This is a genomic window from Marinobacter sp. M1C, from assembly GCF_023314135.1.
Classification (GTDB): domain Bacteria; phylum Pseudomonadota; class Gammaproteobacteria; order Pseudomonadales; family Oleiphilaceae; genus Marinobacter.
The window spans coordinates 1,960,641-1,981,851 of the sequence record NZ_CP092289.1; the positions used below are offsets into that span (position 1 = coordinate 1,960,641).

General features: G+C 54.5%; 19 protein-coding genes, 1 tRNA gene and 1 pseudogene. 20 read left to right on the plus strand and 1 reads right to left on the minus strand.

Annotation, left to right across the window (positions count from 1 at the left end; genetic code table 11):
• Positions 1-6: 6 nt before the first annotated feature.
• From flgL to secF, 7 genes are all read left to right on the plus strand, one after another.
• The gene (gene flgL, locus MIH19_RS09380; RefSeq protein ID WP_249008605.1) at positions 7-1,236 is read left to right on the plus strand and encodes a flagellar hook-associated protein FlgL; all 1,230 of its coding nucleotides are present in this window, start codon (positions 7-9) and stop codon (positions 1,234-1,236) included.
• A gap of 81 nt (positions 1,237-1,317) precedes the next feature.
• A tRNA-Leu gene (locus MIH19_RS09385) sits at positions 1,318-1,404 on the plus strand.
• Positions 1,405-1,450: 46 nt separating this feature from the next.
• A complete protein-coding gene (queA, locus tag MIH19_RS09390) occupies positions 1,451-2,560 on the plus strand; it encodes a tRNA preQ1(34) S-adenosylmethionine ribosyltransferase-isomerase QueA (protein ID WP_249008606.1) in 1,110 nt (369 codons plus the stop codon).
• A gap of 14 nt (positions 2,561-2,574) precedes the next feature.
• Positions 2,575-3,696, plus strand: coding sequence for a tRNA guanosine(34) transglycosylase Tgt (gene tgt / locus MIH19_RS09395; protein ID WP_249008974.1), 1,122 nt, complete (start codon positions 2,575-2,577; stop codon positions 3,694-3,696).
• Positions 3,697-3,739: 43 nt separating this feature from the next.
• The gene (yajC, locus tag MIH19_RS09400; RefSeq protein WP_249008607.1) at positions 3,740-4,102 is read left to right on the plus strand and encodes a preprotein translocase subunit YajC; all 363 of its coding nucleotides are present in this window, start codon (positions 3,740-3,742) and stop codon (positions 4,100-4,102) included.
• 96 nt (positions 4,103-4,198) lie between these two features.
• Positions 4,199-6,085 (plus strand): protein translocase subunit SecD, encoded by a 1,887-nt coding sequence (gene secD, locus MIH19_RS09405; RefSeq protein WP_249008608.1) that lies wholly within the window; start codon positions 4,199-4,201, stop codon positions 6,083-6,085.
• Positions 6,078-7,031: a protein translocase subunit SecF gene (gene secF, locus MIH19_RS09410; RefSeq protein WP_249008609.1), complete on the plus strand. Its 954-nt coding sequence runs from the start codon at positions 6,078-6,080 to the stop codon at positions 7,029-7,031. The genes secD and secF overlap by 8 nt, the downstream gene beginning before the upstream one ends.
• Before the next feature lie 143 nt (positions 7,032-7,174).
• On the opposite strand, the gene MIH19_RS09415 is transcribed toward secF, so the two are convergent.
• A complete protein-coding gene (locus tag MIH19_RS09415; protein WP_249008610.1) occupies positions 7,175-7,975 on the minus strand; it encodes an inositol monophosphatase family protein in 801 nt (266 codons plus the stop codon).
• 178 nt (positions 7,976-8,153) lie between these two features.
• Here MIH19_RS09415 and trmJ point away from each other — a divergent pair, with 178 nt between their 5' ends.
• The 13 genes and pseudogenes from trmJ (at position 8,154) to der (ending at position 21,156) form a co-directional block, all read left to right on the plus strand.
• Entirely contained in the window at positions 8,154-9,026 is an 873-nt protein-coding gene (gene trmJ, locus MIH19_RS09420; RefSeq protein WP_249008611.1) for a tRNA (cytosine(32)/uridine(32)-2'-O)-methyltransferase TrmJ, read from the plus strand.
• Positions 9,019-9,771: pseudogene (gene cysE, locus MIH19_RS09425) on the plus strand (serine O-acetyltransferase); the annotation flags it as partial. The gene trmJ and the pseudogene cysE, both read left to right, overlap by 8 nt.
• A 266-nt stretch (positions 9,772-10,037) precedes the next feature.
• Entirely contained in the window at positions 10,038-10,535 is a 498-nt protein-coding gene (gene iscR, locus MIH19_RS09430) for a Fe-S cluster assembly transcriptional regulator IscR (protein WP_249008613.1), read from the plus strand.
• A 17-nt stretch (positions 10,536-10,552) separates the two neighbouring features.
• Entirely contained in the window at positions 10,553-11,728 is a 1,176-nt protein-coding gene (locus MIH19_RS09435) for an aminotransferase class V-fold PLP-dependent enzyme (RefSeq protein WP_249008614.1), read from the plus strand.
• Between the two features lie 69 nt (positions 11,729-11,797).
• Entirely contained in the window at positions 11,798-12,226 is a 429-nt protein-coding gene (gene ndk, locus MIH19_RS09440) for a nucleoside-diphosphate kinase (RefSeq protein ID WP_249008615.1), read from the plus strand.
• A gap of 60 nt (positions 12,227-12,286) precedes the next feature.
• Entirely contained in the window at positions 12,287-13,399 is a 1,113-nt protein-coding gene (gene rlmN / locus MIH19_RS09445; protein WP_249008616.1) for a 23S rRNA (adenine(2503)-C(2))-methyltransferase RlmN, read from the plus strand.
• Between the two features lie 61 nt (positions 13,400-13,460).
• A complete protein-coding gene (gene pilW / locus MIH19_RS09450; protein ID WP_249008617.1) occupies positions 13,461-14,264 on the plus strand; it encodes a type IV pilus biogenesis/stability protein PilW in 804 nt (267 codons plus the stop codon).
• A complete protein-coding gene (locus tag MIH19_RS09455) occupies positions 14,254-15,213 on the plus strand; it encodes a RodZ domain-containing protein (RefSeq protein WP_249008618.1) in 960 nt (319 codons plus the stop codon). Before pilW ends, MIH19_RS09455 begins: the two co-directional genes overlap by 11 nt.
• A gap of 52 nt (positions 15,214-15,265) precedes the next feature.
• Positions 15,266-16,384, plus strand: coding sequence for a flavodoxin-dependent (E)-4-hydroxy-3-methylbut-2-enyl-diphosphate synthase (gene ispG, locus MIH19_RS09460; RefSeq protein ID WP_249008619.1), 1,119 nt, complete (start codon positions 15,266-15,268; stop codon positions 16,382-16,384).
• A gap of 120 nt (positions 16,385-16,504) precedes the next feature.
• On the plus strand, positions 16,505-17,785 hold the full coding sequence (gene hisS / locus MIH19_RS09465; RefSeq protein ID WP_249008620.1) for a histidine--tRNA ligase: 1,281 nt from the start codon (positions 16,505-16,507) through the stop codon (positions 17,783-17,785).
• 41 nt (positions 17,786-17,826) lie between these two features.
• Positions 17,827-18,480 carry a tetratricopeptide repeat protein gene (locus MIH19_RS09470; protein WP_249008621.1) on the plus strand — a complete coding sequence of 218 codons (654 nt, stop codon included), beginning with the start codon at positions 17,827-17,829 and terminating at the stop codon, positions 18,478-18,480.
• The gene (bamB, locus tag MIH19_RS09475) at positions 18,477-19,649 is read left to right on the plus strand and encodes an outer membrane protein assembly factor BamB (RefSeq protein WP_249008622.1); all 1,173 of its coding nucleotides are present in this window, start codon (positions 18,477-18,479) and stop codon (positions 19,647-19,649) included. The genes MIH19_RS09470 and bamB overlap by 4 nt, the downstream gene beginning before the upstream one ends.
• 82 nt (positions 19,650-19,731) lie before the next feature.
• Complete coding sequence (gene der / locus MIH19_RS09480) at positions 19,732-21,156, plus strand: ribosome biogenesis GTPase Der (RefSeq protein ID WP_249008623.1); 1,425 nt, start codon at positions 19,732-19,734, stop codon at positions 21,154-21,156.
• The last annotated feature ends 55 nt before the right edge of the window (positions 21,157-21,211 follow it).

Here is a 21,211-nt window from a genome sequence, read left to right on the forward strand (position 1 = left end):
TGCGAGATGATTAGAATATCTTCACAGCAAATTTTTTCCGGCGGCATCAACCGGCTGCAGGATCTGAGCGCGCAGCTGAACAAAACCGATGAGCAGATTGCCACCGGCAAGCGCGTTAACCGACCGTCAGACGACCCGGTCGCCGCGGCGCGTATTCTGAAGCTGAACCAGGAAGTGAAGCGCATCGAAACCTACGAGCGCAACGCGCAACTGGCTAACAACCGGCTGGGCCAGGAAGAAAGTGCCGTCTCAAGCTCCCTGGATATTCTGCAGCGCGTGCGTGAGTTGACGGTACAGGCAGGTAACGGCTCGCTGTCGGCCAACGATCGTCTGTCTATCAGTTCGGAAATGAAAGAGCGCCTGCAGCAGCTTGCGCAAACGGCTAATACCCAAGACGCTTCTGGCGAATATATTTTTAGCGGTTTTCAAGGCGGCACACCGGCCTTCGCTAACGAAGGTGGCGGTTGGACGTATCAGGGCGACGAAGGGCAACGGATGCTGGAAATTGATGACGGCGTTACCGTGGCCATCAGCGATAATGGTAAAGGCATTTTTGACCGTATTCCTGCGACGGCGAGTGGGGGGCTAACCGGCCCTCTCCCTCTTCCAGTGCCGCCTCCCGATGGGCGCATTAACAGTATCAGTGTGATTAATCGTTCGGATTTACAGGCTGGCGGTTTCTCTACGCTCGAGGTGCGGGCGTCGGCTTCGATTTTAGGCGGCGAGTTGGATGAGCTAGACGTGCTGAATACAGATGGCACGATTAATAAAACAGTGCCTTTCGTCGTTGGCGAGCCGGTCACCGTCAACGGTGTCCAGTTCACACTGACGGATCCGGTTGACGGCGATATATTCACTATCGAAACGAGCGAAAAGCAGTCAGTGTTTAAAACCATAGAAAATCTGATCAGCGGCCTGGACAATCTGAGCAAAAGTGATGGCGCAGGGTTAGACGCCTACAACGATCTGATTGCCGGCTCTCTGGCCAACCTCGATAATGCTCAGGAAAGTTTTATTTTAAAGCAGACCGAACTGGGTGGGCGGATGAATTCGGTGGAATCCACCCAGGCGTTTCTGGAGGATTCCGCACTCTACAGCAAAGAGATTCGATCTCAGCTGCAAGACATTGATTACGCGGAAGCTATCAGCACCTTGAGCTTTCAAAGCTTTGTGTTGCAGGCGGCACAACAGTCGTTTGCGCGGGTTTCCCAGCTGTCATTGTTCGATCGGTTGTAAATTATTGCCAATTCAGGGCAATTGCTCTGATTTTATTGTTGATTTAAGGCTCAGCGTCAGTATAATTGCCCCTCTTCTGATGGCGGCGTGGTGGAATTGGTAGACACGACGGATTCAAAATCCGTTGCTAGTAATAGTGTGGCGGTTCGAGTCCGCCCGCCGCTACCATATATTTATAAGCCGCACCCTGCGGTTTCGTGCATAGTCATTTTTCATGAATGTCTCCGACTTTCGTTTTGACTTACCGGATGAGCTGATTGCCCGCTATCCGTTGAGTGAACGCTCTGGTTCCCGTCTATTTTGCCTTGATGGTCTTTCTGGCGATATCAATCATCGCCGTTTCACAGACCTACCCGATCTTCTGCAGTCTGGTGATTTGCTGGTGTTCAACAACACCAAGGTAATTCCTGCGCGCCTGTTCGGAAAAAAAGAAACCGGCGGCGCGGTAGAAATCTTGGTGGAGCGCATTACCGGCGATAAGCAGATGCTGGCCCACGTGCGCGCGTCAAAATCCCCCAAGCCCGGGCAACAAGTATTGTTGGAAGACGGAACTGCGTTGAACGTTATCGCCCGCGCCGACGCATTGTTCGAATTGCAGGTTGACGGCAGCGAATCACTGCTGGATATTCTGGATCGTCTGGGTCATATGCCCCTGCCACCTTATATTGATCGCGCGGATGAGGCGTCTGACCGGGAGCGTTACCAAACCGTTTATGCCCGCGAGGCAGGTGCGGTTGCCGCGCCAACCGCTGGCCTTCATTTTGATGAAGCGCTGTTGCAAAAACTCGCAGCGATGGGCGTAGACTCCACGTTTGTGACCCTGCATGTTGGCGCCGGCACCTTTCAGCCGGTGCGGGTAGACAAACTGGAAGATCACGTAATGCATCATGAACTGGTGCATGTGCGCCAGGACACGGTAGATGCGGTGGCCCGTACCCGCGCCCGTGGCGGCCGCGTGATTGCCGTGGGAACCACCTCGGTGCGCTCGCTGGAATCAGCCAGTCGCCACGGCGTCCTGCGCCCGTTTACGGGCGACACTGACATATTTATTTACCCCGGCTACAGCTTTCAGACCGTAGATGCACTGATTACCAATTTCCATTTACCCGAATCTACGCTGATCATGCTGGTCAGTGCCTTTGCCGGTTACGAATACGTGATGGGCGCCTATAAAGAAGCCGTGCGCGAAGGTTATCGTTTTTTCAGCTATGGCGACGCCATGTTCATTACCGGACAAGTGCCCAGTCGTGGCATGCTGCAGCACTCTGCAACGGAGCCGCAGGGCGGCCCCGAAACACAAGAATTTCACGGAGAAACCCGGTGACTGACGTCTGTTTCATGAGCTTTGAAAAACTGGGTGAAGACGGCCGTGCGCGCCGTGGTCGCCTGAGCTTTCCCCGCGGTGTGGTGGAAACGCCGGCGTTTATGCCCGTTGGCACTTACGGTACAGTGAAAGGCATGCTGCCCCGTGACATCAAGGACATTGGCGCCCACATCATTTTGGGTAATACCTTTCACCTGATGCTGCGCCCTGGCACCGAAGTGATCAAAGCCCATGGCGACCTGCATGATTTTACCCAGTGGCAGGGGCCGATTCTGACTGACTCTGGCGGCTTTCAGGTGTTTAGCTTGGGCGAAACGAGCAAAATTACCGAGCAGGGCGTGATTTTCCGCTCGCCGGTGGATGGCTCGCCGGTGGAGCTGAACCCGGAAATTGCGATGCAGGTGCAGCGCGACCTGGGTTCTGACATCGTGATGATTTTTGACGAATGCACGCCTTACCCGGCTACCGAGAAAGAAGCTAAAGACTCCATGGAGTTGTCGTTGCGCTGGGCGGCCCGCAGCAAGAATGCTCACGAGGGTAATCCTGCGGCGCTATTCGGCATTGTGCAGGGCGGAATGTACGAAGGCCTGCGCCAGCAGTCGCTGGACGGCCTGACCGACATCGGTTTTGACGGTTACGCCATTGGCGGGCTGTCGGTGGGCGAGCCCAAAGAGGACATGATTCGCATTCTAGACGACTTGCCGCCAAAAATGCCGGCGGACAAACCCCGTTACCTGATGGGCGTAGGCCGCCCTGAGGATATAGTAGAAGCAGTGCGTCGCGGTGTGGATATGTTTGATTGCGTAATGCCTACCCGCAACGCCCGTAACGGGTATCTGTTTACCGCTACCGGCACTGTTAAGATTCGCAACGCCAAAAACCGCCACGACACTGCGCCGCTGGATGACAGTTGTGACTGCTACACCTGCCAGAACTTTTCCAGAAGTTATCTGCATCATCTGGATAAGTGTGGAGAAATGCTCGCTTCGCAGCTGAACACCATTCACAATTTACGTTATTATCAGAACCTGATGAGTGGATTGCGTGGGGCCATTGAAGCAGGTACATTGTGCAACTTTGTAACCGAATTCTACGCCTTGCGCGGCGCAACTGCGCCCGAGCTTAGCGGCGCCTGAACCTGTTATTCACACTTTATTATTCAATTAACGGAGAAAATGCATGAAATCGATCAAATTACTCGTTGCCGCTATGCTGGCACTGGTTCCCACGTTGGCAATGGCGCAAGACGCGACCGGCGGTAGCATGGGCGTTATAGGGCAGGTTATCTTTTTTGCCGGCTTTATTTTGATTTTTTACTTCCTTATCTGGCGTCCGCAGTCCAAGCGCGCCAAAGAGCACAAGTCATTGATGTCTGGCCTGAACAAAGGCGACGAAGTGGTTACCTCTGGCGGAATGGTTGGCAAGATCACCAAAGTGTCTGATGACTTTATTGTTCTGGAAGTGGCCGACAACGTTTCAGTTCGTATTCAAAAAGTAGCGATTTCCGGTGCTTTGCCAAAAGGCTCGTTGAAAGATATCTGAGCCGCGCCAACGGACGTTCAGCCGGGCTTTTTAGCCCGGCTGGTTCTATCTGGCTGAAACACCACGGTCGGCGCCAGCCCGGCTTATAGGAACCCCATGCTTAACAAGTATCCGCTCTGGAAAAACCTCATTATTCTGGTTGCCCTGGCAATCGGTTTTATATATGCACTCCCCAATCTGTTCCCGGATGATTTTGCCGTTCAGGTTACCGGTGCCCGCAGCAGTACCGAGGTCGACGCACGCGTTCTGGAACGTGCGGTGCAGGCTCTCGAGGCCCAAGGTATCGAGGTAAAAAGCAGCAGTTTGCAGGATCGTGACGCGCTTATTCGGGTAACCAGCGGCGAAGATCAGCTTCAGGCCCGCCCTGCAGTGCAAGCGGTACTGGGTAAAGACTATCTGGTTGCGCTGAATATGGCTGCTTCTACCCCTGGCTGGCTACGCAGCTTGGGCGCAGGCCCAATGAAGCTAGGCCTGGATTTGCGCGGCGGCGTTCACTTCCTGCTGGAAGTGGATATGGAAACCGCTGTGAACCAGCGCCTGGAGGCGTTGGCCGGACAAATCAAACGTGAACTGCGCGAGGAACGCATTCGCTACCGCGGTGGTGAGCTAGAGAGAGATCTGGAAGGCAAACGGGAAATTATTCTCAGCTTTCGTGATGACGAATCCCGCGCCGAAGCCTTCACCCTGATTCGCCGCCAGTACCTGCAGTTTTTGATGGACGAGCGCACCCGTGGCGATGAGCGCTTGATTGCGCTAACCCTGTCGGAAGCCGAAGTGCGCTCCATTCAGGAATACGCCCTTGAGCAGAACCTGACCACCATCCGTAACCGGGTGAACGAATTGGGTGTGGCCGAGCCGCTGGTGCAGCGCCAGGGCTCCAGTCGCATCATTGTTGAATTGCCGGGTGTTCAGGATACCGCGCAAGCCAAACGCGTATTGGGCGCCACCGCGAATCTGGAATTTCGAATGGAAGCTCGGCCAGACACGCCTGCCGGCGGTGTCGAAACCTTTGGTTTTCGCGATACGCCCCAGCGTACCGCTCGCTTAGAGCGTGAGCTCATTGCCACAGGCAATAACGTGGCCAATGCCCAGCAGCAGTTTGATGAGAACGGCCAGCCACAAGTCAGCATTACAATGGATTCTGTGGGCGGCGATTTGATGAACCGTGCCACTCGCAACGCCGTTGGCCGGCGTATGGCGGTGCTTTTTATTGAGTTTCGCACCGAAACCGAAGACCGTATGGTTGACGGCGAAGTGGTCACCGAAGAAAAGCGGGTAGTGGACAAAGGCATTATCAGCCTGGCAACGGTACAGTCTGCATTGGGTGCGAGCTTCCGTATTACCGGCCTGGATTCGATTCCGGAAGCGTCAGAGCTATCACTGCTGCTGCGCGCCGGTGCACTGGCCGCGCCCATGTATTTTGTGCAGGAACGAACCATTGGCCCCAGCCTGGGTCAGAAAAATATCGACGCCGGTATGATGTCGGTATTGCTGGGCTTTGTGCTGGTGCTGATTTACATGGCGCTTTACTACCGCGGTTTCGGGCTTATTGCTAACGCATCCTTAACACTGAACCTGATGTTGCTGATTGCCTGTATGTCGATTTTGTCGGCCACGCTGACGTTGCCAGGCATTGCCGGTATCGTGCTGACGGTGGGTATGGCTGTAGACGCCAATGTGTTGATATTCGAGCGCATACGGGAAGAGCTGAAAGCCGGCGCTGCGCCGCAACTGGCCATAAATGCCGGTTACTCACGGGCTTTTGTGTCCATTTTTGACGCCAACATCACAACGTTGCTGGTGGCGCTTATTTTGTTCGCCATGGGCTCCGGCCCGGTGAAAGGTTTTGCGATTACCTTAAGCCTGGGCATTATGACATCGATGTTCTCTGGCTTGTTGGTCAGTCGCAGTATCGTCAATGTGGTTTATGGTGGCCGCAAGGTCGAAAAACTTTCGATCGGAGGGAAGCAGGCTAATGCTTGACGCTCAGAAAAAACCGTTTGATTTTATGGGCTTTCGGAAGATTGCTTCAATACTCTCGATTGCTCTGGTAGTGCTTTCCATTGGTTTGCTGGGGGTGCGCGGGCTGAATTTCGGTATGGATTTCACCGGCGGCACGTCGGTTGAATTTGAATACCAGCAGGCGCCAGCTCTGCCCAAGATACGTACAGCGTTGAGTGACGCCGGCTATGAGCAGTTTGTGGTGCAGAATTTCGGTTCTGACAAAACGGTTCTGGTGCGGCTGTCAGAGTCGGGTAACGATATGCTGGCCCAAGAGATTACCAGCACCTTAACCGCGGGCGGAGCTGAGCTGAAGCTAATCAGTTCGGAGTTTATCGGCTCCCAAGTGGGCGAAGAACTGAAAGAGGACAGCGGTTTGGGTATGCTGATTGCCTTGTTGGTGGTGCTGATTTACGTTGGCATGCGCTTTCAGTTCAAATTCGGTATTGCTGCCGTGTTGCCCTTGGCTCACGACGTCATTATTGTGCTGGGTATTTTCTCGCTGTTTCAGTGGACCTTTGACCTTACGGTTCTGGCCGCCCTGTTGGCCATCATCGGCTATTCGCTGAACGACACGATTGTGGTGGCGGACCGTATCCGGGAAAACTTCCGCACCATGCGGGTAGGGGACTCATGGGAGGTAATCAATACCTCCATTCACCAGACCATCAGCCGTACCATCAATACCTCTGGTACCACGCTGGTGGTGCTGGTTGCGCTTTACGTATTTGGTGGTGAGGCGATTAACGGATTTGCTCTGGCGCTGATTATCGGCGTGGTGGTGGGTACCTACTCATCTATCTACGTATCGGCGAACCTGCTGATTGCGCTCGGCGTGTCTCGTGAAGATCTGATCCTGCCGGTGAAGGAAGGTGTGGTCGGCCAAGATGAAGACGAGAAGCCCCCAGAATGGCTGAACCGTATGTAGATCTTTTGATAAGGGCTGTTTAGCGACCCTGCCGATAAACCTTGTTGGTTTATCGGCAGCGGTTTCGCAACCATTAAAAAACCGCCAGTCCCTCGGGATTGGCGGTTTTTTTGTGCATGCCTTGCTAGCAGGGTAAGTGCCCTTTAGCGGGGCAAGCGGCCGCGGAACGGATGCAGTTCCTTCAGCAATTCACGAAACAGTTTCGGGTTAGCCACAATCAACTGTTTTGCGTTACTAGCCGATGGGTTGCCAGAGAAGTCCCCGGTCAAGGCGCCCGATTCCATCGCCAGAGCCACGCCTAGGTCCAGTTCGGCGCCTTCCGGACGAAAAGCAATCACTGCGTCCAGATGGCCGGCTGATACCCGTGCGATATCCAGCACCACGCATCCGGATGTACGGAAAATGCGTGAGTTGGTCGCCAGAACAGTGGCTATTTCGCCCCACAGTTGTGGATTTTCGTCTTTACGGGCCTGGTCCAGAACGTTGGTAGCCAGCGCTGCGCTGGTTAGTTGGCGCACCTCTGATACCCGCACCCGGCGGCTATTCAGTGCGGCGCCGTGGCCACGGCTGGCCGAGTATTCTTCGCTGGTGATTGGGTTAACAATCAACAGACTCTCAATCCGGTTGTTCTTTTTCTGGGCCAAAGCCAAAACAAATTCCGGAATACCCCGCAGAAAATTATCGCGACCCAGAACCGGAAAGATGTGCCAGCTTTTGTCATAGGTGCCGGCATCTGCTTGGTTCAGGGGGGCAATGTGGTGGTCTTTGTAGGCTTTTTCGAGCTGTTCTACGAAATTATCGTAAATGGCCTGTTCGACGCGATCCAGCTGACGCTCACGCTCGCTGTTGTCTTTGTCGCTGGGTTCCTGGCGCTCGAAATGTGCTTTCAGGTAGTCCGACCCCTGGCGCGCAACGCGCAGGGCCATTTTAATCGCTGGTTGCATCTGAGTAATCATTATCCGAGTGTATGGAGGCGCAGTATTGTAGCAGTCGGTGTGCGCTTTGTCTGTTTTTAGACTCCGCACAAGCACGGATAATGGCCATTTGACTCACGGGTTGCCCGCCGGCTTTCATGATTTATCTGTTATTATTGCCACCTAATTTTGCTGACAGGCCGTTACCATGCACAAACCGTCCCGCCCGCTGGGCTCACCCGACACCTACAACGACCGAATTCGTATTGTTCTGGTGGAAACCTCCCACTCCGGCAATATTGGTGCGGTAGCGCGAGCCATGAAAAATATGGGGTTGGGAAATCTGTGGATGGTGAACCCGCGATCGTTCCCGGATGAAACCTCGTACGCTCGAGCCGCCGGAGCATCGGATGTTCTGGACACTGCAACCGTGGTGGGCAGCCTTGATGAAGCGCTGGCAGATTGCGTGTTGGTGATGGGCACCAGCGCTCGCGGGCGCAAGGTGCCCTGGCCCGTGATGCCGCCGGATCAGGCCGCAACTGCCGCAGCCAGTCATTGCGGCCAAGGCACAGTGGCGCTGGTGTTTGGTCGAGAGAATCATGGGTTGAGCAATGACGAACTGCAACGTTGCCACTATCATATTCATATTCCGTCCAATCCGGATTACAGCTCATTGAATCTGGCGATGGCGGTTCAGGTAATGTGTTATGAATTGCGCATGAGTTATCTGAAGGGCCTTGACGCAAATGCCCAGCGGCCCTATTTAGAAACAATTGCGCAGCCTGGTGACGCCGGGTGGGACGTCGCTCCTGCCAGCGTTGGCGATGTCGAAGGCTTTTTTGGCCATTTGCAGCAGGTGCTGGAAGAAATTGATTTTCATCGCCGGGACAAACCGCGCCAACTGATGGCGCGTCTGCGCAGGTTGTTTCAGCGGGCGAAAATGGACCAGATGGAAGTTAATATTCTAAGAGGCGTTTTGTCGGCCGTTCAAAAAACGGCAGGCGCCTCGGAAACCGAGCAATCAACCTCCGGTACCGGGCCACAAGCGCCGGAGCAGGACCAGGGCAAAAGTCATGTTTAGACATTTAAGAGAAGATATCAGTAGTGTGTTCCGCCGCGACCCCGCTGCGCGTAATACCTTTGAGGTTCTGACCAACTATCCTGGCCTGCACGCACTTTTACTGCATCGGGTGGCACACTGGTTATGGGGGGTGGGCCTGAAGTGGCTAGCTCGCACCCTCTCTACGCTTACGCGCTGGTTTACCGGTATTGAGATTCATCCCGGTGCCACCATTGGTCGACGCTTTTTTATTGACCACGGTATGGGCGTGGTCATTGGTGAAACTACGGTCATCGGTGACGATGTCACTTTGTATCAGGGCGTTACCTTGGGCGGCACCAGTTGGAGCAAGGGCAAGCGCCACCCCACTATTGGTGACGGGGTAGTTGTAGGCGCCGGAGCCAAAATATTGGGGCCCTTTGAAGTAGGCGCGGGTGCCAAAGTGGGTTCCAACTCGGTGATCACAAAAGCGGTTCCAGCAGGCGCAACCGTTGTTGGCATACCGGGCCGCGTGATTGAAAAAGACAAAGACGAGCGGAGCTCGCGGCGACGGGAAATGGAAGAGCGCATGGGCTTTGACGCCTATGGCGTTACCGAAGAAATGCCAGACCCCCTGGCGCGGGCAATGCGTTCGCTGCTCGATCACATGCACGCGGTAGACGACCGCATGGAAATAATGTGTAAAGCCTTGCGCAAGGTAAGCGCCGACTATCCGAACGGAGACTTGCCGGTGTTGTCAGAGGACGATTTTGATTGCCTACGCGATACAGACAGCGAGGCTTTGCGCAAAAAGAACCGCGAAGACGCAAAAGTAGTTGCAGCGGCGGCGGTCGAGCCGAGCGCCAAAGTGGGTAGTCTAGACAATGCAAAGGAGAACGTTAAAGAGAGCGCTGAAGAGAGTGTGGAAGCAGGCGCCAGGAAGAATGCAAGCGAGTCCACCAAGGATAGCCGCTGAATACTTGACTGAATTAGTAGGTCAATTCATACTCATGACTGCGAATAGAGGTCAATTTCCATCGCGGGGCGGAGTTTATGAAGTTGACAACAAAAGGCCGGTATGCGGTAACCGCTATGCTGGACCTTGCACTGCACGGTGATCATGGGCCGGTTACGCTTGCTGATATATCAGCCCGCCAGGAAATCTCCCTGTCGTACCTGGAACAGCTATTCTCACGGCTGCGACGCAGGCATTTGGTGGCCAGCATTCGCGGCCCGGGTGGTGGCTATCGCCTGAACCGCGGCGCTGATGCCATTTTTATATCAGAGGTGGTAGACGCTGTGAGCGAATCACTTGATACCACACGCTGTGGTAATAAAGGCGATTGTCAGAGCGGTGAGAAGTGCCTGACTCATCACCTGTGGTCTGATCTCAGCGAGCAGATTTATCAGTTTCTGGATAACATTAGCCTGAGCGACCTGATGAAAAAACGTGAAATCCGTCAAGTGGCGGACCGCCAGAATCTGCGCCAGAGCGATGCAGGTTTTGAAACGATCAACACCCGGCTGCTAAGCGAACAGGCTCCGGTTTAAGTCTGGTTTCTAACGCCATGAAAAAACCCGTTTACCTCGATTATGCGGCCACTACGCCCGCAGATGTCGCTGTTGCCGAAGAAATGATGCGCCACCTGACATTGGATGGTGCCTTTGGTAACCCGGCTTCGCGTACCCATGGTTATGGTTGGCAGGCTGAAGCGGCAGTAGAAACTGCACGCCGCCAGGTGGCCACATTGATCAATGCCGATCCCCGCGAGATCGTATGGACATCTGGTGCGACCGAGTCTGACAATTTGGCGATTAAAGGCGCGGTGGCCGGGCACGATGCTCCTCACATCATTACCTCTATGATTGAACACAAAGCCGTTCTGGATACCTGTGGCTGGCTGCAGGAGCAGGGCGTGAAGGTTACCTGGCTGAAGCCTGATGCCTGTGGGCGTATTCATGTCGAACAAGTGGTTGAGGCGCTAACGCCCGAGACCGTGCTGGTGACCCTGATGCTGGTAAACAACGAATTGGGCAGCATTAGTGACATTGCGGCCATTGGTGCCCAACTGCGTGGCCGCAATGTGCTTTTTCATGTTGATGCGGCCCAGGCCCCTGGAAAAATACCGGTGGATGTAAAGGCCTTGAACGCCGACCTGCTGTCACTGTCGGCGCATAAGGTCTATGGCCCCAAAGGGATAGGTGCGCTCTACGTGCGACGCTCTCCGGATGTGCGTATTCAAGCGCAGATTCACGGCGGCGGTCATGAGCGCGGTATGCGGTCCGGCACCCTGCCGACGCACCAAATTGTGGGCATGGGTAAAGCGTTTGAGTTGGCAGCAGACAGCCTCTCTGCCGATAGTGCCAGGCTGGAACAACTGCGTGGGCGTTTTCTGGGGGCGCTGGCTGAGCTTGAAGGAGTTTCCCTTAACGGGAGTCTCAATAACTATCTCAACGGCGATGACCCCAGCTTGCGAGTGCCCGGCATTATTAATTTGTCATTCGCGGGCGTTGATGCAGAAACCCTGATGCTGGGCCTGCGTGAATTGGCAGTGTCTTCCGGTTCCGCCTGTACATCGGCGACACTGGAACCGTCTTATGTCTTGCGGGGCATCGGGCTAGACGATAAGCAGGCTCACCGTTCGCTGCGGTTTTCATTTGGTCGGTATACCAGCGGCGAGGAAGTAGACTTTGCGGCGGCACACATTATTGATGTTGTTAGCCGGCTGCGGTCTGCGCGGTAGGCACCGGCCCCGCGACTGCGTATAATTAAATGCTCGTTTTTTTACCCAACCTCTTAATGGAGAATCCCCATGGCAAATGAACGCACGCTGTCGATCATCAAGCCTGATGCCGTTGCAAAAAATGTAATCGGCAAAATCATCAGTCGTTTTGAAGATGCAGAGCTGCACGTTGTTGCAGCAAAGATGATGCACCTGAGCCAGGAACAGGCTGAAGGCTTTTACGCCGAGCACAAAGAGCGTCCGTTCTTTAACGACCTGGTTGCGTTTATGACGTCTGGCCCGGTGGTTGTTCAGGCTTTGGAAGGCGAAGGTGCCATTTTGAAAAACCGTGATCTGATGGGTGCTACCAACCCGAAGGACGCAGAAGCGGGCACTATCCGCGCCGACTTTGCATCGTCTATTGATGCCAACGCGGTTCACGGCTCCGACTCGGCTGCTTCTGCCGAGCGCGAAATTGCTTATTTTTTCAATGATAACGAAATCTGCCCGCGCGGCTGATTTTGTACACCGGGGGCGGCGTTGCTGCCCCCGGATTGGTTATTTGATCGAGGTTATACAATGACAGCACCCGCTGAAAAAACGAATCTTCTGGGAATGCCCAAAGCCAAGCTTGAGGCCTATTTTGAGTCCCTGGGGGAAAAACGTTTTCGCGCTACTCAGGTGCTGCAATGGATTCACCAGCGTGGTGTGGGTGACTTCGATGAAATGACCAATATGAGCAAGCCCCTGCGGGACAAGCTCAAGTTGATCGCTGAAGTACGTGGCCCGGAAGTAGTCTACGACGAAGTGGCCAAAGACGGCACCCGTAAATGGGTGATGCGGATGGACAACGGCAACAACGTAGAAACCGTGCTGATACCTGACGGTGAGCGTGGCACTTTGTGTGTGTCATCACAGATTGGTTGCAGTCTGGATTGCAGTTTTTGTTCAACGGGTAAGAGAGGCTTTAACCGTAACCTGACTTCTGCCGAGATTATTGGGCAGGTGTGGGCTGCGCGCAAAACGTTCATGCCCTATGCTCCGGGCCCAGATCGTCCGATTACCAACGTGGTGATGATGGGCATGGGCGAGCCCTTGTTGAACTTCGATAACGTCGTAGACGCGATGAACCTGATGATGGAAGACTTGGCCTACGGCATTTCCAAGCGCCGGGTAACCCTGAGCACGTCGGGCGTGGTTCCAGCGATCGACAAATTGGGTGAGGTTACCGATGTTTCATTGGCTATTTCTTTGCACGCCGCAAATGATGAATTGCGTAATCAATTAGTACCTATTAATAAAAAGTACCCAATAGCTGAGTTGCTGGCAGCTACCCGCCGTTATTTAAGCCGTCTGCCAGACAAACGCAAAGCAACGATTGAATACACTTTGATGGCTGGTATAAATGATCATGTCGATCAAGCGCGAGAACTGGCCGAGGTTCTGCGTGGTTTGCCGTGTAAGATCAACCTGATACCATTCAATCCGTTCCCGGAAAGTGGCTATGAACGCCCGAGCATGAATGCCACCCGACGATTCCAGACGGTGTTGAACGAGGAAGGGTATATTGCGACTGTACGCATGCCCCGTGGCGATGACATAGACGCTGCTTGTGGCCAGCTGGTGGGCAAGGTGGAAGACCGAACCCGCCGCAGCGCTCGCTATATTGCTGTGCAGCAGGTTTCAGCGTAAATGCCCGGCTGTGGATGCGGCAGGTCTTCTCCAATAGCAGCTTCAGGATGAGTTCACGGCTATGGTAAATCAGTTTGTCAGTGCCCGTTTTATGATGTCGCTGATGCTGGTGGCAGCGATGTTATCGGGCTGCGTGACGACCACCGACAGCCGCTTTGCCCGCGAAGCCGATCGCCAAAAAGCGTTGGCAGATTACGTTCAGTTGGCATCCGCGTACATTGGCCAAGGAAATTTTGAGCGAGCCCGTCATCACTTGGACCGGGCTCTGGAAATTGATTCGAATAACTCGCCGGCGTTAGCCGCAAAGGGCATTATTTTCGCCAACGAGGGTGAGCCCGAGCTGGCTGAAAGCAATTTCAGACGCGCAATCTCCACCGATTCAAAAAATACCCGCGCCTACGTTTATTATGGCGCATTTTTGTATGGTCAAGGCCGAATGGAGCAGGCACGCGATCAGTTTGCCAAGGCCTCTGGCGATACCGGTTATCGGGATCGAGGTTCCGTTTTTTTCAACCTGGGAATGACCCAGGAGCAGCTGGGTGATTTTCCAGCTGCGGTTAGCAGCTATCGCCGTGCCACCGAGTTGGCGCGCAGTGATCCCAAAACATTGCTGGCGTTGTCGCGAGTACTGTTAGAGACCGGTGATGTGAGAGCAGCCGATTTCTATTACAGTCGGCTGCTAACTACAATGCAGCGCAGTGACCGCTTACAGCACTCGTCTGAAAGCCTATTGGTGGGAGTTCGCATTGCCCACCTGCTCGACAAACGTGACCAAGAGGCCAGTTTGGCATTAATGTTGCGGAATAATTTCCCCGAATCAGCAGAACTCCGGCAATACAAGGTACTGATGTCTAATGGCCAATGAAGAGAATCGAGCTATCCCTGGCAACCGGCCGGTGGGCCCACAGTTAAAAAAGGCCCGCGAAGCGAAAGGGCTCAGTGTCGTCGAAGTGGCGGAAGCCCAACATCTTCGCCCGGCCATTATCCAGGCCATCGAAAATGGCAAATACGAGCTGATTGATACAGAGCTCTTCCTGAAAGGCTACATACGCGCTTACGCACGCCAAGTAGGCTTGGATGGTAACGCCCTGATTGCCGACCTTAACCTCGAGCTGGAGCCCATGCGCCAGGAACAGGCGCAGGCGAAAGCTGCGAATCCGCTGGTTGATATAGAACGCCGGCGGCGCAAAAAACGCCGTGTAGCAAAAGCCGCATTGTGGCTGGTCGCACTGGCGGTATTGGGCCTTTTGGTGTTTTCGTTTATTTACAATCCTTCGCAGCTGGCTAATTTGACGGGCGCCGGCGATGACTCAACAACACAATCTACGCCAGATAACTTGTTGCCAAACGAAACGAGTGATGGCGATGTGACGGCTTCGCCCGCGAACGCAGAGGGTGAGTTAAAACCGCTTATAGCGTCAGGCACAGGAACTTTTTCTGACGGTGAGGCTCCAGCTGACGGCTTGGGGTCTTCACCGGCGCAGCCAGTAGGAAATTCGGCCGTTATCGCCGACAATGAGCGTTCGACGATAGACACGGAGCCGTCACCCCAAGTTGCAGACAACCGGGGTCGGTTGGAAATTGACTTTATTGATGACTGCTGGGTCCAGATTCGAGATGCTAACGGCAGAAGCCTGGCCAGCGGTCTGAAGCGCCAGAGCGACCGCATTGATTTGCGTACTGAAACCGACATTCGCCTGGTGATTGGTGCCGCTAATGCGATAGGGAGCATGCGCTTTGAAGGCGCCCCGGTCGATCTTGGCAGTAAAGGTGTCGTTGGTAATCGTGCCGAGTTTGTTTTAGCTTTGAATTAATAGCTCAACGTAAACGCCGATACTTTTGGTTTTCACAGATTGGTTCTCGCAAATGAAACACGAATCTCCGATTAAAAGACGTAAATCCCGCCAGATTATGGTGGGCAATGTGCCAGTGGGTGGCGACGCGCCGATTGCCGTCCAGAGTATGACCAACACCGAAACCTGCGACGTGGAAGCAACGCTGGGGCAGATACAGGCTCTTCAAGACGCCGGTGCCGATATTGTCCGCGTGTCTGTGCCGTCAATGGAAGCCGCAGAAGCGTTTGGCCGTATTCGCGCCCGCGCGGGTGTTCCGCTGGTTGCCGATATTCATTTTGATTACAAGATCGCGTTACGGGTGGCCGAACTGGGCGTTGACTGCCTGCGCATCAACCCGGGTAACATTGGTCGGGAAGACCGCGTCAGTGCGGTCATCAGTGCCTGCCGCGACCGCAATATTCCAATTCGGATCGGCGTTAACGCAGGCTCGTTAAGTAAGGACCTGCAGCGTAAATACGGCGAGCCTACTGCAGACGCGCTGGTAGAATCTGCCATGCGCAACGTCGATATTCTTGACCGCCACGACTTCCAGAATTTTAAGGTCAGCCTTAAAGCGTCCGAAGTGTTTATGACGGTAGAAGCCTATCGCAAGATCGCCACGCAGATTGACCAGCCTTTGCACCTGGGCATCACCGAAGCCGGCGGTTTCCGTTCCGGCACCGTGAAGTCGTCCATCGGGCTTGGTTTATTGCTGATGGATGGCATTGGCGACACCATCCGCGTATCGCTAGCTGCAGACCCGGTGCAGGAAGTCAAGGTTGGCTACGACATACTCAAAAGTTTACGTTTGCGCTCCCGCGGCATTAACTTTATTGCCTGCCCCAGTTGTTCGCGGCAGAATTTCGATGTTATCCAGACCATGAACGATCTGGAAGTGCGTTTGGAAGACGTGCAGCAGGCTCTGGATGTGGCCATTATTGGTTGTATCGTGAACGGCCCGGGCGAAGCGAAAGAGGCCGACATTGGTTTGACCGGTGGCAGCCCAAAAAACCTGTTTTATATGGGTGGTAAGCCTCAGCAGAAATTGGACAACGCAAACTTGACTGACGATCTTGAGCGCCTGATTCGCGAAGAAATTGCGCGCCGTCAGGAAGCCGAAAACGCCATTATTGTTCGCTCCGCTGACTGACAGGCAACGAATACGGTGACAGCTATCGATAACACCGACCGATGACAACAGGCATAACAGGCAGGCAGTGCATTGGCGCAGTGCCACTGCTCAAACCACAGAGACGCTTAAGGGTTTAACTTGGCTAAGATTCAGGCAATTCGCGGGATGAACGATATCCTGCCCGAACAGACTCCGGTCTGGCAATATGTTGAAGCAACGGTGCGCAAGGTGTTGGGGCAATACGGGTACCAGGAAATCCGTATGCCGATTGTGGAACAGACCGACCTGTTCAAGCGCTCTATCGGTGAAGTTACCGACATTGTTGAAAAAGAAATGTACACCTTTGAAGACCGTAACGGCGATAGCCTGACTCTGCGCCCGGAAGGCACTGCGGGCTGCGTGCGCGCGGCCGAAGAGCACGGCCTGCTGTTCAATCAAACCCGGCGGATGTGGTACACCGGCCAGATGTTTCGCTACGAGCGCCCACAAAAAGGGCGTTACCGCCAGTTCCACCAAGTGGGTGTCGAGTGTTTTGGCATGGCTGGGCCAGACATAGACGCAGAGCTTCTTATTCTGACGGCGCGTTTGTGGAAAACGTTTGGTCTGGCTGGTCATGCGCGTCTCGAAATCAACTCGATTGGCACCGCTGAAGCCCGCCGAAACTATCGCGAGGCGTTAGTTGCTTACCTGCAGCAATTCAAAGCCGAGCTCGATGAAGATAGTCAGCGCCGCCTTGAAAGCAACCCTTTGCGGATTCTGGACAGCAAAAGCGCGGCTACCCGCAAGATTCTGGAGCAGGCACCAAAACTGGACGCCTGGCTTGACGACGAATCTCGTGATCATTTTGAACGTTTGAAGCAATTGTTGGACGCCGCCGGAATCACGTACACGGTGAATCCGGCGCTGGTCCGCGGCCTGGACTACTACGGTAAGACGGTATTTGAGTGGATTACAGACAGCCTGGGCGCCCAAGGCACGATTTGCGCTGGTGGCCGCTATGATGGATTGGTAGAGCAACTGGGCGGGAAACCCACGGTCGCCGTTGGTTTTGCCATGGGCGTCGAGCGTCTCATCCTGCTGTTGGAAACCCTTAATTTGATACCCGAGTCGGTCAATAACCAAGCCGATGTTTACGTTACCGCCATGGGCGATCAGGCAGTTGCGCCGGCGTTGCTTCTTGCTGAAGAACTGCGGGACCAACTTCCTGGCTACACCATTATTAGCCATTGCGGTGCGGGCAGTTTTAAAAGCCAAATGAAAAAAGCCGATCGAAGCGGTGCCCGTTATGCACTTATTCTGGGTGATAACGAGCTTCAGAATCAAAGTGTTGGCCTTAAACCTTTACGTACAGACGAGCCCCAGCAAGAGCTTCCGCGGCAGCAGGTTGCCGAGGCTCTAACGCAGGCGCTGTCGCAGTAATCCTTTTAAAGCGCCGTTTCTAATTTACAACAGGAGTTATCATGGCCGAGTTGCGTACAGATGAAGAGCAGGTTGAAGCGATCAAGCAGTGGTGGAAGAACAACGGTAGTTCGCTGCTGATTGGTATTGGTGCGGCCCTGGCGATTGTGTTCGGATGGCAAGCGTGGCAAAACCAACAGGCCCAGCAGCGTACCGAGGCTGCCAGCCAGTTTGTTACTCTGATGAACGCCTTTGGCACCGAAGATGAAACCAGCGCCGACACCGTCGCTTTTGTGGCTAAAACCCTGCGCGATGAACATGCCGACAGCGCTTACGCGGTTTACGCTAATTTGATGCTGGCTCGGGTTCAGCTCATGCAGAACAGCGACGCCGAAGGCGCTGTTGAATCCTTGCAGTGGGCACTGAATAAAGCGGCGGAGACTCAGCCTCTGGCTCTGGTCGTGCGCAGCCGTCTGGCTCAAGCCCAAATGGCTCTGGACGATTATGATGCGGCGTTGGCCACCATTGACGGTGCCAAAGACAGCGACGCTTTTGGTGCTATGTTTGCCGAATTGCGCGGTGATATTTTGCTCGCGAAAGGCGATCAAGAAGGGGCCCGTGAAGCCTACCTGGCGGCCCGCGAACAGGGCGAAGAAAATCGCAGTGGCGTTCTGCAACTCAAACTGGCGGATCTGGGTGTCGGGGGTGATGCGTGACGTTAAGCGCAGGTTTTCGGCAGCTGCGTGCCAGTGCTGTGGTGCTTATAGCAGCCGCCCTTGTAATTGGTTGCAGCGCCAACGATACGTTTGAGCAGCCCGCACAATTGCCTGATGTGAATCAGCAGGTGTCATTTGAACGGGTGTGGGACGTTACGGTGGGTGACGGCCATGACGGCGAGTTTTTGTACCTTGCACCGCTGAACGCCGGCGACGTTGTGTACGCCGCATCGGCTGACGGAGAGTTGCTTGCCCTAAACGCAGAAACCGGCAAACAGATCTGGGAGAATTCGGTGAAAGACCGGATTTTTGCCGGTGTTGGTGGCGATGACAAGCAACTGTATCTGGTGAGCCGTGATGCCGATTTGCTGGCGCTGTCGCGGGAAGATGGCAGCGAGCTTTGGCGCGCGTCATTGCCGACCGAAGTTCTGTCGGCGCCGCAGTCCAATGGCAGTCTGGTGGTTGTGCAAACCACCGACGGCCGTGTGCTGGCATTCAATGCCGCTGACGGTGAAAAACGTTGGCAATATGACAGTGTTGTGCCGGCCTTGTCGGTTCGCGCCTCAGCAGCACCACTGGTAGGGGCTGACGTTATAATAAGCGGCTTTGCCAACGGCAAACTGCTGGCTCTGTCCGCAGAATCTGGCCAGCCGCTGTGGCAGTACGAAGTAGGTGCGCCCCAGGGCCGCACAGAGCTTGAACGCTTGGTCGACATTACCAGCCAGCCTTTGGTGCTGGAAAACGCGATTCTGGCGGTGGGCTATCAGGGCAAGCTGGCGCTGATTGATTTGCGCACCGGCAATGACATCTGGAGCAAGACAGCCTCCAGCCTGTATTCACCAATGGTCAGTAACGGCAACATTTTTCTGGCATCTGCTAACGGCGACCTGGTTGCTATGCGCGGTTCTGATCGCCGTGACCTGTGGACCCAGGACAAACTGGCCTGGCGCCAGCTGACCCAGCCGGTGCCCCTCGACGATTATCTGGTGGTAGGTGACTTTGACGGTTACCTGCACGTGGTGTCCCAGGAAAGTGGTGAACTGGTAGGGCAGATGAAATTTGATGGTGACGGTATCCGCGTACCGGCCCAGCGCCTGAGTAATGGTAATCTGCTGATCTTTGGCAACGGCGGTAAACTCGCCGCTTATAAGTTGCAATCGAAAAACTGACGCGACACGCGGCCCGGCCTCCAAACCGGGCCGACTTCTTTTGTGAGTAGCGAATGACATTTTTTTTGAGTAGTGAAACACTATGAATCCAGTCATTGCCCTGGTGGGCCGCCCGAACGTGGGCAAGTCCACACTGTTTAACCAGATGACCCGTTCGCGGGATGCACTGGTCGCCGATTTTCCGGGACTGACCCGCGACCGTAAATACGGTGAAGGCAATTACGAAAATCAGCGCTTTATTGTCATCGATACTGGTGGCTTGATGGGCGACGAGCTTGGGCTTGACGCCGCGATGGCCAAGCAGTCTTTGCAGGCGGTTGAAGAAGCCGACATCGTTCTGTTCATTGTGGACGGCCGCGCCGGTGTGATGCCTGGTGATCAGGTACTTGCTGATCAGCTGCGCCGATCGGGCAAGCACGCGCACCTGGTGATTAACAAAACGGATGGCCAGGATCCAAACCTGGTAGCATCCGACTTTTATGCACTGGGTTTTCAATCCCAATTTCGCATTGCCGCATCCCACAATCGCGGCGTTCGATCTATGTTGGAGATTTTGCTGCCGACGCCGGAGGAAGATGCAGATATAGACGCAGCGCATAATCACCCCGGCATTCGCATTGGCATTGTTGGCCGCCCCAATGTGGGCAAATCGACCCTTGTAAACCGCATGCTGGGTGAAGAGCGCGTCGTTGTTTACGATCTGCCGGGTACCACCCGCGACAGCATTTATATTCCCTACGAGCGTTTGGGCCAGGAATACACCCTGATTGATACGGCCGGGGTGCGGCGGCGCAAAAATGTGCGAGAGACGGTTGAGAAGTTCTCGATCATCAAAACTTTGCAGGCCATAGACGACGCCCACGTAGTGATTTTGGTGATCGACGCCCGCGAGGGGTTGGTTGACCAAGACATGCATCTTATGGGCTTCGTGCTGAGTGCTGGCCGTTCGTTGGTGATTGCTATCAATAAATGGGATGGCATGAACGGCGAAGACCGTGACAAAGTAAAGGAACAGATTCGCCGGCGTCTGGATTTTCTGGACTACGCCGACAAGCATTATATTTCGGCTTTGCACGGTTCTGGCGTGGGTGTGATGTACGAGTCGGTTAACGCCTGCTACGAATCGGCTATGGCAAAATGGCCAACCAATCGGCTGACCACGATTTTGGAAGATGCGATTGCCCAGCACCAGCCGCCCATGGTTCATGGCCGTCGTATCAAGCTGCGTTACGCTCACCAGGGTGGCTCTAATCCGCCGACCGTTGTGGTACACGGCAATCAAACAGATTCTTTGCCCAGTTCTTACAAACGGTACTTGGAGAATAGTTTTCGCAAGGTGTTAGCGGTAACCGGCACGCCGATCCGCTTCGAGTTCCGTTCCAGTGAAAACCCGTTTGCCCATAAAGTGGACCGGATGACGCCGCGACAAAAAGTCAAAAAAGACAATGATGAAAAGAAGGGCGGGGGCAAGCCTAAAAAAGCGCGCCAGAAGAGCCTGAAGCGCTGATAGTCAGAATAGCCTGAAGCGCTGATAGGTAGGAAAGCCTTAATCGCTAACAAAA

Bases quoted from the DNA above. Each gene is read 5' to 3' on its own strand.
- flgL (WP_249008605.1), top strand. From the start codon at position 7: ATGATTAGAATATCTTCACAGCAAATTTTTTCCGGCGGCATCAACCGG.
- queA (WP_249008606.1), top strand. From the start codon at position 1,451: ATGAATGTCTCCGACTTTCGTTTTGACTTACCGGATGAGCTGATTGCC.
- tgt (WP_249008974.1), top strand. From the start codon at position 2,575: ATGAGCTTTGAAAAACTGGGTGAAGACGGCCGTGCGCGCCGTGGTCGC.
- yajC (WP_249008607.1), top strand. From the start codon at position 3,740: ATGAAATCGATCAAATTACTCGTTGCCGCTATGCTGGCACTGGTTCCC.
- secD (WP_249008608.1), top strand. From the start codon at position 4,199: ATGCTTAACAAGTATCCGCTCTGGAAAAACCTCATTATTCTGGTTGCC.
- secF (WP_249008609.1), top strand. From the start codon at position 6,078: ATGCTTGACGCTCAGAAAAAACCGTTTGATTTTATGGGCTTTCGGAAG.
- MIH19_RS09415 (WP_249008610.1), bottom strand. From the start codon at position 7,975: ATGCAACCAGCGATTAAAATGGCCCTGCGCGTTGCGCGCCAGGGGTCG.
- trmJ (WP_249008611.1), top strand. From the start codon at position 8,154: ATGCACAAACCGTCCCGCCCGCTGGGCTCACCCGACACCTACAACGAC.
- iscR (WP_249008613.1), top strand. From the start codon at position 10,038: ATGAAGTTGACAACAAAAGGCCGGTATGCGGTAACCGCTATGCTGGAC.
- MIH19_RS09435 (WP_249008614.1), top strand. From the start codon at position 10,553: ATGAAAAAACCCGTTTACCTCGATTATGCGGCCACTACGCCCGCAGAT.
- ndk (WP_249008615.1), top strand. From the start codon at position 11,798: ATGGCAAATGAACGCACGCTGTCGATCATCAAGCCTGATGCCGTTGCA.
- rlmN (WP_249008616.1), top strand. From the start codon at position 12,287: ATGACAGCACCCGCTGAAAAAACGAATCTTCTGGGAATGCCCAAAGCC.
- pilW (WP_249008617.1), top strand. From the start codon at position 13,461: ATGGTAAATCAGTTTGTCAGTGCCCGTTTTATGATGTCGCTGATGCTG.
- MIH19_RS09455 (WP_249008618.1), top strand. From the start codon at position 14,254: ATGGCCAATGAAGAGAATCGAGCTATCCCTGGCAACCGGCCGGTGGGC.
- ispG (WP_249008619.1), top strand. From the start codon at position 15,266: ATGAAACACGAATCTCCGATTAAAAGACGTAAATCCCGCCAGATTATG.
- MIH19_RS09470 (WP_249008621.1), top strand. From the start codon at position 17,827: ATGGCCGAGTTGCGTACAGATGAAGAGCAGGTTGAAGCGATCAAGCAG.
- der (WP_249008623.1), top strand. From the start codon at position 19,732: ATGAATCCAGTCATTGCCCTGGTGGGCCGCCCGAACGTGGGCAAGTCC.